A 15,246-nucleotide genomic window follows, 5' to 3' on the forward strand; every position below is an offset into this window, starting at 1 on the left:
GTCTTAGAATAGCGCACACTTTTACGCCTGATTTAGGGATGTAGGCAGATGTTACTCACCGTAATTTATATTATTGCCATTACTGCGGAAGCGATGACGGGCGCGTTGTCAGCGGGTCGACGTAGTATGGACTGGTTTGGTGTGGTACTGATTGCCTGCGTAACGGCATTGGGCGGCGGCTCAGTGCGTGACGTGTTACTCGGGCATTATCCTTTAACTTGGGTCAAACATCCTGAATATTTAGTGCTGACCTGCGCTGCGGCTTTTGTCACCATCATTATTGCCAAATGGATGCGTCATCTACGCAATATCTTCCTGGTACTGGATGCTCTAGGTCTAATTGGCTTTACCATCATTGGTTGTCAGATTGCCCTATCGATGGGGCATGGTTTTGTGGTGTCTGCAGTGGCAGGCGTATTAACAGGCGTGTCGGGTGGTATTCTGCGTGATATTCTGTGTAATGACGTACCTTTAGTGTTCCGTCGTGAGTTGTATGCCAGTATTTCCTTTGTTGCCGTGATTTGTTATTGGGTGTGTCTGGAAGTTGGTCTGCCGCACGATCTCACTGTAATTTTTACTTTGGTATTTGGTTTTACCTTACGGTTGATCGCGATTTATTTTGGTCTGGAAATGCCGAAATTTATTTATCAAGAAGATGATGCCGAGTCTGCTTCCTCAACAGATGAGCATTGATCTGGTTCAATTAAAAAAGAAAAATACGCGATAATAAGCGACTTTATACAATAAAAGATGCTGGTCTGGATTGCGGCTTTATGCCGCTTATCGGCTGGTCAATCATGAAGAATGTTTAACTTTTGAGGTCTTGCAATCTTCCTGAGACACCATTTGACGTTTAAACAACAACAAGGGCTTGTCACAACGCCTTCATCCACATAGCATACAAAGCATTGACGATAATAAATGATTTTGGATGACTCGCTGAAATGACCAGCCTTGCACATCATGCAACAGAAAACCGTTCCGTAGCCGAATTCACTGAGCAGGCTTACCTAAACTATGCCATGTACGTGATTATGGATCGTGCATTGCCCCATATCAGTGATGGTTTAAAACCTGTACAGCGCCGTATTGTTTATGCGATGAGCGAGCTTGGCCTGAAATCGACGGGGAAGCCGAAAAAATCGGCACGTACCGTCGGTGATGTGCTCGGTAAATATCATCCGCATGGTGACTCAGCCTGTTATGAAGCGATGGTGTTGATGGCACAGCCATTTAGCTATCGTTACCCACTGGTTGAAGGTCAGGGCAACTGGGGTTCACCAGATGACCCGAAATCATTTGCGGCGATGCGTTATACCGAAGCCAAACTTTCTGCTTATAGTGAATTATTACTGAGCGAATTGGGCCAAGGCACCAGTGAATGGCAAGACAACTTTGATGGTTCAATGAAAGAGCCAATCACTTTGCCTGCACGCGTTCCGAATATTTTGTTAAATGGTACCACGGGTATCGCGGTGGGGATGGCAACAGATATCCCGCCACATAACTTGCGTGAAGTGGTGAAAGGAACAATCGCCTTAATTCGTAATCCTGAAACTTCAGATGCGAAACTGGCAGAATATATTCCTGCGCCAGATTTACCTACCAAAGCTGAAATCATTACCCCGCCAGAAGAATTACTCAAAATTCAAACCACAGGTCGTGGTAGTTATCGCATGCGGGCGGTATATGCGGTCGACAAAAATGAGATTGTGATTACTGAACTGCCGTATCAGGTTTCGGGTTCAAAAGTCATTACCCAGATCGCAGATCAGATGATTGCCAAAAAATTGCCATTGGTCAGCGATGTACGTGATGAATCGGATCACGCCAATCCAACCCGTTTGGTGATTGTATTGCGTTCAAATCGCGTCGATGCAGAAACGGTAATGAGTCACTTATTTGCAACTACGGATCTAGAGTCAAGCTATCGTGTCAATCTGAACATGATTGGCGCGGATGGTCGTCCGCAGGTGAAATCGATTCGCCGTATTTTATTGGAATGGATCGAGATTCGTAAGCAAACCGTGACCCGTCGTTTGCAATACCATTTGAATAAAATCGAAAAACGTTTGCATATCCTGGCAGGTCTTTTAATTGCTTACTTGGATATTGATACCGTGATTCGGATTATCCGTGAAGAAGATCAGCCAAAACCTGTATTGATGCAGCATTTTGGTATTGATGACATTCAGGCTGAAGCGATCCTCGAACTTAAACTTCGTCATTTGGCCAAGCTTGAAGAAATGGAAATTCGCCGTGAGCAAGAAGAACTGGAAGCGAAAGCTGCGATTATTCGTGAGCAATTGGCAAATCCAGAATCATTAAAAAACCTGATCATTAATGAATTAAAAGAAGATGCGAAAAAGTTCGGTGATGACCGTCGTTCACCAATCGTTGCGCGCGCGGATGCCGTCCAGATTAAAGAACAAGATTTAATGCCTGCTGAGCCTGTGACTGTCGTATTGTCCGAGGCAGGTTGGGTGCGCGCTGCCAAAGGGGCAGAAGTCGATGCAGCAAATCTGAATTATCGTGCGGGTGACCAGTATCTCAGTCATGCAGTGGGTAAAACCAACCAGCGTGTCTATTTCCTTGACGAGACAGGACGTAGTTATGCCTTGCCAATTAGCAGTCTGCCTTCGGCACGTGGCTTGGGTGAACCGCTCAGTTCAAAACTTTCACCAGCCAGTGGTGTGTCATTTATCCAAGTCTTTATTGATGAGGAGAGCAGCGAGCTGATTGCAACCAGTTCAAATGGTTACGGCTTTAAGAGTCAGGCAGCACAACTAGATACCAATGCAAAAGCTGGGAAAGCCTTCCTGACGGTTGCAGACAAAGCAACGGCTTTACCGCTATTGCCAATTCAGCAAGCCACTCATGTTGCCATTCTGAGTTCATCAGGACGTTTACTGATTATTGATTTAGCTGACCTGCCAGTTCTCAATAAAGGTAAGGGTAACAAGTTGATACAACTTGATGAAAAAGAGCAAATTTTATCCATGACAACCCTGACGTTAGATGAAATAATCCAAATCGATGCAGGACAACAGCATCTGAAATTGAAAGGGGATGATCTTCAAAAATATCTAGGAAAAAGAGCAACAAAGGGGCAACTTTTACCACGTGGATATCAAAAAGCAAATAGACTCTTCATTCAGAGATAAGGCTAGTATTCTGTGATACAAATACGTTATATATGACAATGTATTCAGATTATTTGGATAGATTGACAGGGCAATTCAAAAATTTAAAAAAAATGTTTTGCCATGGAAAGTAACGTTGTTACATTTTTAAGGATTACCACTCGGAGATAAGGGCATTATGGAAAAGATTTGGTTTGCTGAATACCAAAAGACAGGAATTCCAGAAACAGTTGAACTGCCTGCTGAAAACACCTCACTTGTTGATATTTTTGAACGCAATTTCCAAAAATTTGGTTCACGTGATGCCTTTATCTTTATGGATAAAGTTTTAACGTTTAATGAATTAGAAGTCGCTAGCCGTAAATTTGCAGCTTATTTACAAACTTTAGGTTTAGCAAAAGGCTCGCGCGTTGCGGTGATGATGCCGAACGTTTTCCAATATCCAGTTGTTGCGTTAGGGGTTTTTCGTGCAGGTCTGGTGCTTGTAAACGTCAATCCATTATATACAGCACGTGAACTTGAGCATCAGTTGAATGACTCTGGTGCTGAAGTCTTAGTGATTATTGAAAACTTTGCCAATGTTTATCAAAACATTATTGGTAAAACACCTGTGAAGCATGTTGTGGTGGCTTCTGTGGGTGATATGTTAGGTACGTTGAAAGGTACGATTGTGAATTTCGTTTTACGTAAAGTACGTAAGCAAATTCCAGCGTGGAATATTCCAGGCCATACTAAATTCAACGCGGCCTTAAACAAAGCCAACCCAAGCAATTATAAGCGTCCAAGCTTGACCTTAAGCGATACCGCAGTACTTCAATATACGGGTGGTACAACAGGTGTTTCTAAAGGCGCTGAATTAACGCATCGTAATCTTGTTGCAAACTTACTCCAATGTGAAGCGATTTTCTCAAGTAAGTTTGGCGGTTCTGATAGTGCTAAAGGTGATCGCATCGTATGTGCATTACCGCTGTATCACATCTTTGCATTCATGGTGTGTGCACTTTACGGCATGTATAAAGGTCAGGCCAATATCCTGATTCCAAATCCACGTGACTTGCCTGCGGTGGTGGGTGAATTACGTAAATATCAACCTTCATTCTTCCCAGCAGTAAATACTTTATTTAACGCGTTGGTGAATAACGAAGAATTCAAACAGCTTGACCATAGCAATCTTAAGATGGCAATGGGCGGTGGTATGGCGGTGTTGCCATCAACAGCAGCAGCATGGAAGAAAATCACAGGTACCACCATTATTGAAGGTTATGGTTTATCTGAAACTTCACCTGTTGCAACTGCGAATCCTCCTGCTACAACTGAATTCAGCGGCACGATTGGTATTCCATTGCCATTAACTGAAGTTGCGATTCTGGATGATGACGGTAAAGAAGTTGCGCTGGGTGAACAAGGTGAGATTTCGATCCGTGGTCCACAAGTCATGAAAGGTTACTGGAACCGTCCAGACGAAACTGCAAAAGTAATGACGGCTGATAACTTCTTCCGTACCGGTGATATCGGTGTGATGGATTCGCGTGGTTATGTGAAGATCGTTGACCGTAAGAAAGACATGATCTTGGTGTCAGGCTTTAACGTTTACCCAAGTGAAATTGAAGAAGTTATTGCGAAACATCCAAAAGTATTGGAAGTGGCTGCGATTGGTGTTCCAGATGAAAAATCAGGTGAAGTGCCGAAGTTATTCATCGTGAAAAAAGACCCTTCTTTAACCACAGAAGAAGTCATTGCTTATGCAAAACAAAACTTAACTGGCTACAAGTGCCCACGTTATGTTGAGTTTATGGAAGAATTACCGAAATCAAACGTGGGTAAGATCTTACGTAAAGATTTACGTAAACCAGCTTAAAGTTTTTAGGCTTCTCAAATAAGGAAGCATAAAAAAACGCCGCAATTGCGGCGTTTTTTTATTGGGTTCATTTTGAACCTTTTGATTTCATTAACCAGCGGTCAATATAAGGTCGGCCAATACCAACGATGCCCACAAAAACGACCATGGTCGCGAGCTGGAAACGTAATCGTGTCGGATCAATGCCATTAAAACTAAAATAATTATCGGCAACTGCATAGAGCACAATGGCGGTCAGCCAGTGCCAGAGTGTCAGGCGATAAATACCGACTGCATAAAAGGCCACTGTCAGAATCACAAAAGTACCAAGTGTCGATTGCCAGTTTAGATTTGCACAAATCACACTGAGTAGAAATGCCATGATCGGGAGTACAACTTTAAGTACTCGATCAACTAAAATTTGATGCTGGCGTTGTTGAGCAAGCACCTCAAACATTTCTTTTTGATCTGGTTGCGGCATAGGTTGACCTTAAAACAGTATGAAAAAACACAACTTTTACACAAACAATGTGTGTAAAAGAAACGCTTGTTGAACAAGCACACATGAAAGTTCAATAAATTATAAGTTATGATAGCATGATCAGAAGAACTTCAAATGATGGATGTCAGCATGCAAGGTATTAGCGGCATTATATTGATTATTATAGTCGCATGTTTGTTGCCTTATGTATTTACCTTGATTGCAAAATCAAAAGGTGGTTTTCAAGCAAAAGATAATCAGAATCCTCGTGACTTTTTAGCCAAAACAACGGGACTATCTGCACGGGCAAATGCTGTGCAACAAAACAGTTTTGAGAGCTTACCTTTGTTTATTGCTGCGATGTTGATGGCAGAGTATATGGTGGTGCCAGAGTATTTCATTTTGACTTTGGGCTGGGCTTATATCGTATTTCGCGTCATTTATGGCATCTGCTATCTGGCCAATCTCGCCACGTTACGTTCTATCATCTGGTTTTTCTCTCTACTTTGTCCAATTTTACTGTTCGTGATTACGGTCAAAATGACCTGATGACAGCTGGCTATAAAATTCGCCAGCTCGCTACATATCTAGCATCATTTTCGCTGTATTCACGTTATAATCTGTCCGATTTACATCTACTTCACAATATAAACGAGTGTTGATATGAGTTATAGCAATATTCCTGCGGGTAAAGACGCACCAAATGACATCTATGTCATTATCGAAATTCCTGCAAATGCAGCCCCAATCAAATACGAAATCGACAAAGATTCAGATGCGTTATTTGTAGACCGTTTCATGGGTACAGCAATGTTCTACCCAGCAAACTATGGCTATGTTCCAAATACATTGTCTGAAGATGGTGATCCATTAGACGTACTTGTTGTAACTCCACATCCTGTTGCTGCTGGTTCTGTGATTCGTTGCCGTCCAGTGGGCAAATTAAAAATGGAAGATGATGGTGGTATTGATGCGAAACTGATCGCTGTTCCACACGAAAAACTATCTCCACTTTATAAAGATGTTCAAGAATATACGGATCTTCCGCCATTATTGATCAGCCAAGTTGAGCACTTCTTTGCACACTATAAAGATTTAGAGCCTGGTAAATGGGTAAAAATCAGTGGTTGGGAAGGTGCTGATGTTGCGAAAGCTGAAGTACTTAAAGCAATCGAAGCGGCTAAAAAGTAACTTTGAGATGCTCGACCAGATTTTAAAAAATTTAAAATCTGGTCATAAAAAAACTCCATTCATTTGAATGGAGTTTTTTATTGCTTGATCAGCTGTGAATTAGAATAATTTCACAGGAATATCAAGCCAGATACGCCATTCGTTGGTATCGCCAATGTAGGCATTTGTTTGATATTCATCACTTGCACGGTAATACGAGTGACGTAAACGTAAGCTCGCATCTTTGGCAAAACCAGATTGAACCGTGTATTTCACTTGGTTAAAGAATTCACGTTCATGTGCATTATCAGTCAAATTCTTGACTTTGATATCCCAACCATAGACATAGGCGGTGGTCCAACTTAAGCCTGGTACGCCATAACCACCAAAGTCGACGTTATATTGCAACTGTGCAGATTTTTCGCTGTTACCAATAAAGTCAGATAGGTAAGAGTTTGGCAAATAGATACTTTGAGCGCCATCAGCGTTCTCGCCGTAGTCATAACCTGTATTACCATTATTTTGTTGGTAAGCCAGCATCACGCTATGTGGACCTGTGTTATAAGTCGTAGAAAGTGCCCAAATGGTATTTTTACGATTAGACAGGTCGTCAGTTGTACTTGAATACGTACTTGCCTTTTCATCCCATTTAGTGTGGTAAGCACTTAAGTCATATGTTAAACCACTGTCTTTATCTAACGGCTGCTTATAGTTCACATTGATATAATGACGATCTAGCTTATCTTTGCTATCCAAGCCAAAGTACGCCGCATTTAAGTTGTCATCAAATTTGTATTTTGCGCCCCAAACGACAGCACGATCAAGTTTGCGGCCATCAGTATTGATTTGGTCAGAGTACTGATCTTTAGTGAATTTACCGGCAGTTAACTCTAAGCCATCAATTTCACGGCTAGTTGCCAATACACCTTCAAAATATTCAGGTACTAAACGCGCTGTGTTACTTGCTAAAACAGGAATATCGAGAACTTGTGTACCATAAGTCACAGTTGTATTCGAGATACGTGCTTTAACAAAACCGCCGCCACGTGCCCAGTGATCATATGTGTCACCTTTACCATCTACACCATTTAGGCGTTCGCGTGGGATCATGCCGTTACCAGCATTATTGTTTGAGCCTAATTTAAAAGAGCCATCGCCGATCACACCAGCGCCAAAGCCAACTAAACCTTGAGTAAAACCAGTTTCCAGTTTCACCATTGCCGTCTGAGCATATGAGCTAGTGTCTTCGACACCATTCTTTTTGTCACGATTTAAATAACCAGTACGGAATAAAATATCCCCTTTGGCATCTTCAACAAGTCCTTTTGCTTCGCTTTGTTCGCTTGCATATGTTGAGGTAATTAACGCGGCATTAATCAAAACCGCTAAAGTAAGTTTCTTTGCCTTTGGCATAGCTCGCCTCATTAGAAATAATAAATTTGGGATAAAACCGAAATTTTGATCAATTGTATAAGTTATGCATAAAAAAGATAGATTTTTATTAAAATTTTTTAATTATTTTTAAATAAAATACTTATAAAATTTTATGATTTGTTTCTCGTTTAAAAAGTATACATTTTAAGATCAAGTGTTTGATTGTTAGTCATAATGTTGTTTATTTTGGATGTAAAGTAAACAGGTTGTTTTTTGTTTTATTCGAATAAAACTATGTGATTTATTGAGGTATTTTTTCTTTTATTTTAAATATTTATTTTTTCTTTGTGTGAAAAGTGTTCAATTGTTTACTGCCAAAAGAACATCCCGACGAATGACGAAAGGGATTGTCCTAAAAAGAATATTTTTTAAGCGCATTTTAAGTTTTTTTGCCGTGCACTTTTATGGAACATTTCTGTTTTCTGCTGATTTAAGCTTAATTTGAAAGCATTTTGCACTTCCTCAATCCTGACAAAATGCCTCTTTTTTGTGCAAAAAATAATCTTGAATCGGTTGGTGCGTCTAAATCGCTCAAAAAAATATAAGGATGCTCGATCGGCCTTAATTCAGAATCATTAAAAATTTGAGTAAGACGAATTTACTCATTAAGACCACGATGAAATATGGTTTAGCTGAAGTTGGCACAGCAATTGCTAATTACTTTGCGATGCAATTTAAAATTTAAATCAGTCGAATATCCATCATGGGGGAGATCAAGATGATGAAATTTGCATGTAAAGCAATCGCGTTGAGTATTTGTGCAGTGACTTCAACTTTTGCGATGGCAGAAGAAACAAATACACTATCTCAATACGGCCTGAGTTTTTCAGGAACGGCTGCGTTAACGACTGATTATCGTTATCGTGGTATCACACAAACTCAATCTGATCCTGCGGTACAAGGTGGTTTTGCATTAACACATTCATCAGGTCTTTATGCTGGGGTATGGGGTTCAAACGTTAACTTTGGTGGGGCTGATCCTCATCTTGAGCTAGATCCTTATGTGGGCTATGCGACTGAGTTACCATTTGCAGGTAAGCCGACTTTAGATGTCGGTTTATGGTACTACGGTTATCCAAGTGCATCTGACCTGAACTGGTTAGAACTTTACGCAAAACTAGGCTTTAAAAATGTATTAGCATCAGGTGATAGCCTATTAGGTAGTTTGAACTACACCAATGACTTTGCTGGTACAGATGAGAATGGCTGGTATGTGAACGCAACCTATAACATTCCGTTTGCAGATACTGGCTTTGGTGGCGTAGCAAGTGTCGGTTACACTAAAGTGGATAACTATGACTTTAGTGATACAGGTGGCGAAGACGATAATTATGTCGACTGGAAAGTCGGTGTGACATATAGCGTAAAATCAGTATCTGGTTTAACGGCTGAACTTGCTGCTGTAGGAACCAATATTGATGCAGATTTCCAACCGTATAAACGTGGCACAGAAACAGGCGCAGTATTTACCTTGACCAAAGCATTCTAGGCTTGGTTGGATAAACAAAAAGCCAGCTCTATTGCTGGCTTTTTTATATTGAAAGATATTTGCTTGAGGGAAGTCGTTCAAATCTAATCATGACTTGCGATGGATTTAGAATATAGATAATCCCATTCTGATAATCAGAAAGACTAAAAGGAACAAAAAAAATATCCGGATAAACTGACTACCATATCGTAGTGCCAGAAATACGCCGACTAGAGCACCCATGACATTACAGACGGCGATCATTAAGCCAATTTCCCACAGCACATGACCTGTAGGGATAAAGAATAAAAGTGCAGAGCTAAAAGTACCAATATTCACAATTTTCGCTGATGCAGATGCGTTGAGAAAATCAAAGCCAAACACTTTTACAAATAAGAACAGCAGAAAGCTTCCGCTACCCGGCCCAAACACACCATCATAGAATCCAATCAAACCGCCAAAAAAGATCCCCAGAACAATTTCTTTATGCCCACATTTGACATAAGTGCTATGTGCACCTAAGTCCTTCTTGAGAAAGGTATAAATCGCCATCACGATGAGCAAAAAGAAAACAAGATAGGTCATGAATTGCTTGGGAATATGTGCAACTGTCATGGCACCCATAAAGGCAAATATGAATGCTGAAAGCATGGTCGGGATGAGCAACTTCCAGACAAATTTAATTTTATTTACATATCTAAAAATAGAGGAAACGGTACCTGCCCACACGGCTAGTTTATTGGTACCTAAAACAGTGGTAATACTGTGCTGTGGCAAAGCATGTAATAGCGCAGGTATTTGAACCAAACCGCCACCACCTACTGCGGCATCAATCAGGCCACCACAGAACGCAAAAAATCCTAACATGAGTAGTGCGGTGTCATAGGTCATAATCGCCAACCTTTGGGAAAGTTGATTCGGCTGAAAGTGTTAGGTCATTTTTTCGGAATATTTATCCAGCTTATTCATGATGAATTCAGCTTATATCGTTTATTTATTGGTCAATAAAAATGAGCATTCTTCTATTTTTGAAATCAAAACTCTATAAACACAAATGAACGGTGTCTGTTTTCAACATAACTTGTTGCCTTGCGAAACTCAATTGAATTGTGCCGACCTTTAAATTGCATGTTCGCGCAATATAATTAAGGTGTTATTTCTATATATTTTTTCAAATCTTGGTCAACAAAAGAATCCGCATTAGGACGGATTCTTTTGTTGGAAAATCTCGAGAAAAAACTGTTAGGTTTGGTTGCCCCGATAGGATAGTGCTTCGGTTAAATGACTACTTGAGATCAGATCACTTTCTGCTAAATCGGCAATCGTGCGAGCAACACGCAATACACGATGGTAGGCACGTGCAGACAAGTTGAGACGTTGCTGGGCCATCTCAATAATTTTTGTCGAACTGTCATCTAGCAGAACATACTGTTCTAGTAACTTCGGTGATAAAGCCTGATTTAAGCACTGCTGTCTTTGGATCTGTTTGTCGTAGGCAGTGATCACACGTTGCCGCACGCTGGCAGAATTCTCGGTTGGCGTACGATCTTGTAGTTCCTGAGCTTGTAACGGTGGTACATCAATATGTAAATCAATACGATCCAGCAATGGGCCTGAGATACGATTTTGGTAGCGCTGAATACTTTCAGGGGAACATTGGCAACGGCTGTCCTGATTAAAGGCATAACCACATGGGCAGGGGTTCATTGCTGCAATAAACTGGAAATTTGCAGGAAAGGTCATTTGTCGTGCGGCACGAGAAATCACAATCTCTTTGGATTCCAAAGGTTGACGTAATACTTCCAGTACTTTGCGATCAAATTCTGGCAATTCATCCAGAAACAGGACGCCTAAATGAGCCAAAGTGATTTCACCAGGCTTGGGTTGAGAGCCGCCACCAACCAACGCAATTGCTGAAGCTGTATGATGTGGGGCTCTAAATGGACGCTGGCCAAAACTGTGCGGTGCGTTGGCCACCGAATAAATACTGGCGACTTCTAGATTTTCCTGCGCATTGAGCGGCGGTAAAATCGATGGCAGGCGAGAAGCCAATAAGGTTTTACCTGTGCCAGGTGGGCCTTTAAATAATAAAGAATGTCCGCCCGCAGCGGCAATTTCTAACGCTCGGCGTGGACGTAATTGACCTTTGACATCGGCAAGATCAAATTGATAGGCAGATGCGGCTGCGTTTGGTCGTTGTGGTGCAGCTGCCAGCTGGGCATTGCCCGAAAAATGTGCACAAACTTCTTGTAAATGCTGCGCTGCATAAACTTCAAAATCGGGAAGCTGGCTTGCTTCATCCAGATTTTCAGTGGGCAGTAGAAGGCGATGTTTGGCTTGTTGGCAGGCCATTGCGATGGTTAATGCCCCTGAAACAGGACGTAAGTGTCCATCAAGCGCCAGTTCTCCTATAAATTCAAAGCCTTCTGTACTGTGTTCTGGTAATTGTCCAGAAGCAATCAGAATCCCCAAGGCAATCGGTAAGTCCAGTCGAGAACCATCTTTGGGTAAATCGGCTGGTGCTAAATTGATGGTTAAGCGTTTGGTTGGAAACTGAAAACCGCTATTGATGATGGCAGAACGCACACGATCTTTACTTTCACGGACAGCGGCTTCAGCTAAGCCAACAATTGTTAAAGAAGGAAGGCCTGAACTAATGTGGACTTCAACTTCAATCTGAGGAGCATGTAACCCCAATAGCCCTCTCGTATATATCTTGGCAAAAGACATCTTGTTATTGTTCCATTGTGGTGCTTTATTTTTAATCATTCTGAGGTGCGAAATGCACCAAGTTGGTGCTTATTTTTTGTTCTGAATCACTTCTTCAAGTGTTTTCATTTGTTGCTGAAGTTCAGTCAAACGTTGGTTGGCTAACTCAAGCGCTGTTCTTTGGCGGTCAAGTTCTTGTTTTGAAACTAAATCCAGTTTTTCGATACTCTCGTTTAATAAAGCACGCAGATTTTTTTCTAAATCTTTTTTCGGCTGGTCAACTTGCTGCAAAATCGCTTGTAAAAGAGTTTCAATCATAAAGTACTCAATAAGTTATGTATATTTGCTGCTCAGTGTATCACTGCTTGTGTCAATCCTCTAGCACAGTTAAGGCCAGAACGAGGAGTGACTTATAAATCCAGTGAAACAGGAGCAAATGATACTTATTTTCGATGGACTATCTACATCTTCAAGGCTAAATAGGTTATAAAGAAAGCTTATGTCCGATATTTAAAAACCCCCAACCTTTAAATATTGGCATGAAAATTGAACATAAAACCTTACTGGTGAAAATAAGCCGAAGGAAAACAAACATGAAGCTTGTAACTGCAATTGTAAAACCATTCAAATTGGATGATGTGCGTGAAGCACTTTCTGAGATTGGTGTTCAAGGGATTACCGTAACTGAAGTCAAAGGTTTCGGACGTCAAAAAGGTCACACAGAATTGTACCGTGGTGCTGAGTATGTGGTTGATTTCTTACCAAAAGTAAAGATTGAAATTGCAATTAGCGATGAAATGGTTGATGCCGTCATTGAGTCGATTACTCGTGTCGCAAGCACAGGCAAAATTGGTGATGGCAAAATTTTTGTGACCAATTTAGAGCAAGTGATCCGTATCCGTACGGGCGAGACTGGGCCAGATGCTGTCTAAGTTGGCACAAACTTTGCTGAGCTATTAAATATAGCAATAGCTTGCGAAATCAGGTTGGGGGACACGAATGAAAAAAATGCTTATGGCGCTCAGTCTATCTGGCGCACTCTTAGGTGGTTCAGCGGTGGTTTGGGCAGAAGATGCTGCTTCAACGCCTGTTACTGAACACGCTGTAGCAGTTGACACTACAACTGCCTCAACAGAAATTGTTGCAGCAGAAGCGCCAGCTCCTGTGGAAGCAACACCAGCACCTGCTGCGGAAGCAAAGGTCGATACAGGTGATACAGCATGGGTTCTTGTTTCAACTGCGTTGGTGCTGTTGATGACGATTCCGGGCTTAGCTTTATTCTACGGTGGTATGGTTCGTAAGAAAAACGTACTGAGTACCATGATGTTCAGCCTTTCAGCGGCAATTCTTGTAAGTTTGATCTGGGTAACAGTGGGTTATTCTCTGGCGTTCTCTGGTTCAGGTGCTTATGTTGGTGATCTCGCGAAAGCCATGCTGAATGGCGTTGCCTTCGGTGCCTTGACAGGCACCATTCCTGAAAGTCTATTCGTTATTTTCCAAATGACCTTTGCCATCATTACGGTTGCAATTATCAGTGGTTCAATCGCTGACCGTATGAAGTATTCTGCATTTATGGCCTTTATCGCAGTTTGGGTGATTCTGGTTTATGCGCCGATTACACACTGGGTTTGGGCAGCAGATGGCTGGTTATTTAAAGCAGGTGCGTTAGATTTCGCGGGTGGTACCGTTGTCCATATCAATGCGGGTGTTGCGGGTCTGGTTGCAGCGTATATGTTAGGCAAACGTACTGGTCTAGGCCGTGAGTCTATGGCGCCACATAACCTGACCTTAACCGTCATTGGTGCAAGCTTGATCTGGGTTGGCTGGTTTGGCTTCAATGGTGGTAGTGCTTTAGGTGCTGGTGCACGTGCAGGTATGGCGATTCTAGTAACACAAGTTGCTGCCGCAGCTGCTGCATTCTCTTGGCTCATTGTTGAACGTGTGATTCGTGGTAAAGCTTCCGTACTGGGTGGCGCATCAGGTGCTGTTGCTGGTTTGGTTGTGATTACACCTGCTGCTGGTTTCGTTGGTGTAGGTGGCGCATTGATTATGGGTCTTATCGGTGGTGTAGTGTGTTTCTGGGGAATTACAGCATTGAAACGCCTGCTTAAAGCGGATGATGCCTTGGATGCATTCGGTCTACATGCGGTGGGTGGTATTGTTGGTGCGATTCTGACAGGCATCTTCTATAGCGATGAAATCATCAAAGCAGCGAACGTTGCACTCGCCCCAACTTTTGCTGGCCAATTGTGGGTGCAAATCGAGGGTGTATTGGCAACCATGGCTTACAGTGCAATCGTGACCTTCATTATTCTGAAAGTGATTGATCTGGTGATCGGGATCCGTGTTAGCGCTGATGATGAGCGTATGGGTCTTGACTTGAGTCAACATGGCGAACGTATTGAATAACACAGACAAGATGTGATTTAAAAACAGCCTCATGGGGCTGTTTTTTTATGCCTGTAGGGTGCTGGTTCTGCAATTGAAGAAACTTTGCTACACTTAGGCAAAGAGATTAAATAATCGCGCAACTATGCATTGTCCATTTTGTAACGCTGCTGATAGTAAAGTTATCGACTCCCGTTTGGCCGCCGAAGGGTGCCAGATTCGTCGTCGTCGTGAGTGCGTCATTTGTGGTGAGCGTTTTACAACATTTGAAAGTTATGATGTGGTGATGCCACGTGTTATCAAATCGGATGGTAAAAATGAGCCATTTGATGAAGCAAAATTACGTCGCTCATTGATGCATGCTTTACAGAAACGTCCTGTAACCCAAGAACAGATTGAAACCGTACTTAGTGATATCCAGTCGCATATTCGCCGTTTGGGTGAACGGGATGTGAAGTCCAGAACGATTGGTGAAATCGTTATGCAGGCGCTTTTTGCGCTCGATCATGTCGCATATGTACGATTTGCTTCTGTGTATCAGGATTTTCAGGATGTCGATGCTTTTCGTCATCAAATTGAACAAATGCAACAACGCGAAAATGACAACTAAATTAGA

14 protein-coding genes are annotated in these 15,246 nt (G+C 42.0%); 9 read left to right on the plus strand and 5 right to left on the minus strand.

The genetic code is table 11. The annotated features are described in order from the left end of the window. Window positions 1-48 precede the first annotated feature (48 nt). The 3 genes from PJ15_RS14010 to PJ15_RS14020 all read left to right on the plus strand — a co-directional run bounded on the left by PJ15_RS14010 (window position 49) and on the right by PJ15_RS14020 (window position 5,001). Window positions 49-693, plus strand: coding sequence for a trimeric intracellular cation channel family protein (locus tag PJ15_RS14010; protein WP_004773926.1), 645 nt, complete (start codon window positions 49-51; stop codon window positions 691-693). A gap of 251 nt (window positions 694-944) precedes the next feature. Further along, complete coding sequence (parC, locus tag PJ15_RS14015) at window positions 945-3,164, plus strand: DNA topoisomerase IV subunit A (protein ID WP_047431824.1); 2,220 nt, start codon at window positions 945-947, stop codon at window positions 3,162-3,164. A 157-nt stretch (window positions 3,165-3,321) separates the two neighbouring features. Next, complete coding sequence (locus PJ15_RS14020) at window positions 3,322-5,001, plus strand: long-chain-fatty-acid--CoA ligase (RefSeq protein WP_004773931.1); 1,680 nt, start codon at window positions 3,322-3,324, stop codon at window positions 4,999-5,001. A gap of 67 nt (window positions 5,002-5,068) precedes the next feature. Here PJ15_RS14020 and PJ15_RS14025 read toward each other — a convergent pair whose 3' ends face one another. Next, complete coding sequence (locus PJ15_RS14025; RefSeq protein ID WP_047431828.1) at window positions 5,069-5,461, minus strand: hypothetical protein; 393 nt, start codon at window positions 5,459-5,461, stop codon at window positions 5,069-5,071. Between the two features lie 150 nt (window positions 5,462-5,611). Here PJ15_RS14025 and PJ15_RS14030 point away from each other — a divergent pair, with 150 nt between their 5' ends. Next, window positions 5,612-6,010 carry an MAPEG family protein gene (locus PJ15_RS14030; RefSeq protein WP_004773934.1) on the plus strand — a complete coding sequence of 133 codons (399 nt, stop codon included), beginning with the start codon at window positions 5,612-5,614 and terminating at the stop codon, window positions 6,008-6,010. Between the two features lie 114 nt (window positions 6,011-6,124). Beyond that, window positions 6,125-6,652, plus strand: a complete 528-nt coding sequence (ppa, locus tag PJ15_RS14035; RefSeq protein WP_004656389.1) for an inorganic diphosphatase — start codon at window positions 6,125-6,127, stop codon at window positions 6,650-6,652. Between the two features lie 99 nt (window positions 6,653-6,751). Here ppa and PJ15_RS14040 read toward each other — a convergent pair whose 3' ends face one another. Next, window positions 6,752-8,044 (minus strand): OprD family outer membrane porin, encoded by a 1,293-nt coding sequence (locus tag PJ15_RS14040; RefSeq protein WP_005255607.1) that lies wholly within the window; start codon window positions 8,042-8,044, stop codon window positions 6,752-6,754. Between the two features lie 739 nt (window positions 8,045-8,783). On the opposite strand from PJ15_RS14040, the gene PJ15_RS14045 reads away from it, so the two are divergent. Next, window positions 8,784-9,554, plus strand: a complete 771-nt coding sequence (locus PJ15_RS14045; protein WP_004773937.1) for a TorF family putative porin — start codon at window positions 8,784-8,786, stop codon at window positions 9,552-9,554. Window positions 9,555-9,659: 105 nt separating this feature from the next. Here the strand turns inward: PJ15_RS14045 and PJ15_RS14050 are convergent, their stop codons facing one another. The 3 genes from PJ15_RS14050 to PJ15_RS14060 all read right to left on the minus strand — a co-directional run bounded on the left by PJ15_RS14050 (window position 9,660) and on the right by PJ15_RS14060 (window position 12,560). Next, on the minus strand, window positions 9,660-10,424 hold the full coding sequence (locus PJ15_RS14050; RefSeq protein WP_047431831.1) for a sulfite exporter TauE/SafE family protein: 765 nt from the start codon (window positions 10,422-10,424) through the stop codon (window positions 9,660-9,662). A 351-nt stretch (window positions 10,425-10,775) separates the two neighbouring features. Next, complete coding sequence (locus PJ15_RS14055; RefSeq protein ID WP_047431900.1) at window positions 10,776-12,263, minus strand: YifB family Mg chelatase-like AAA ATPase; 1,488 nt, start codon at window positions 12,261-12,263, stop codon at window positions 10,776-10,778. A gap of 69 nt (window positions 12,264-12,332) precedes the next feature. After that, window positions 12,333-12,560 (minus strand): accessory factor UbiK family protein, encoded by a 228-nt coding sequence (locus tag PJ15_RS14060; protein WP_004773944.1) that lies wholly within the window; start codon window positions 12,558-12,560, stop codon window positions 12,333-12,335. Window positions 12,561-12,835: 275 nt separating this feature from the next. On the opposite strand from PJ15_RS14060, the gene glnK reads away from it, so the two are divergent. From glnK to nrdR, 3 genes are all read left to right on the plus strand, one after another. Further along, on the plus strand, window positions 12,836-13,174 hold the full coding sequence (glnK, locus tag PJ15_RS14065) for a P-II family nitrogen regulator (protein WP_004656379.1): 339 nt from the start codon (window positions 12,836-12,838) through the stop codon (window positions 13,172-13,174). Between the two features lie 67 nt (window positions 13,175-13,241). Continuing rightward, window positions 13,242-14,651: an ammonium transporter gene (locus tag PJ15_RS14070; protein ID WP_047431835.1), complete on the plus strand. Its 1,410-nt coding sequence runs from the start codon at window positions 13,242-13,244 to the stop codon at window positions 14,649-14,651. A 124-nt stretch (window positions 14,652-14,775) separates the two neighbouring features. Beyond that, window positions 14,776-15,240 (plus strand): transcriptional regulator NrdR, encoded by a 465-nt coding sequence (gene nrdR, locus PJ15_RS14075; protein WP_004773947.1) that lies wholly within the window; start codon window positions 14,776-14,778, stop codon window positions 15,238-15,240. Window positions 15,241-15,246: the final 6 nt, after the last annotated feature.

It is taken from the genome of Acinetobacter sp. neg1 (genome assembly GCF_000788125.1).
Taxonomy (GTDB): Bacteria; Pseudomonadota; Gammaproteobacteria; order Pseudomonadales; family Moraxellaceae; genus Acinetobacter; species Acinetobacter vivianii.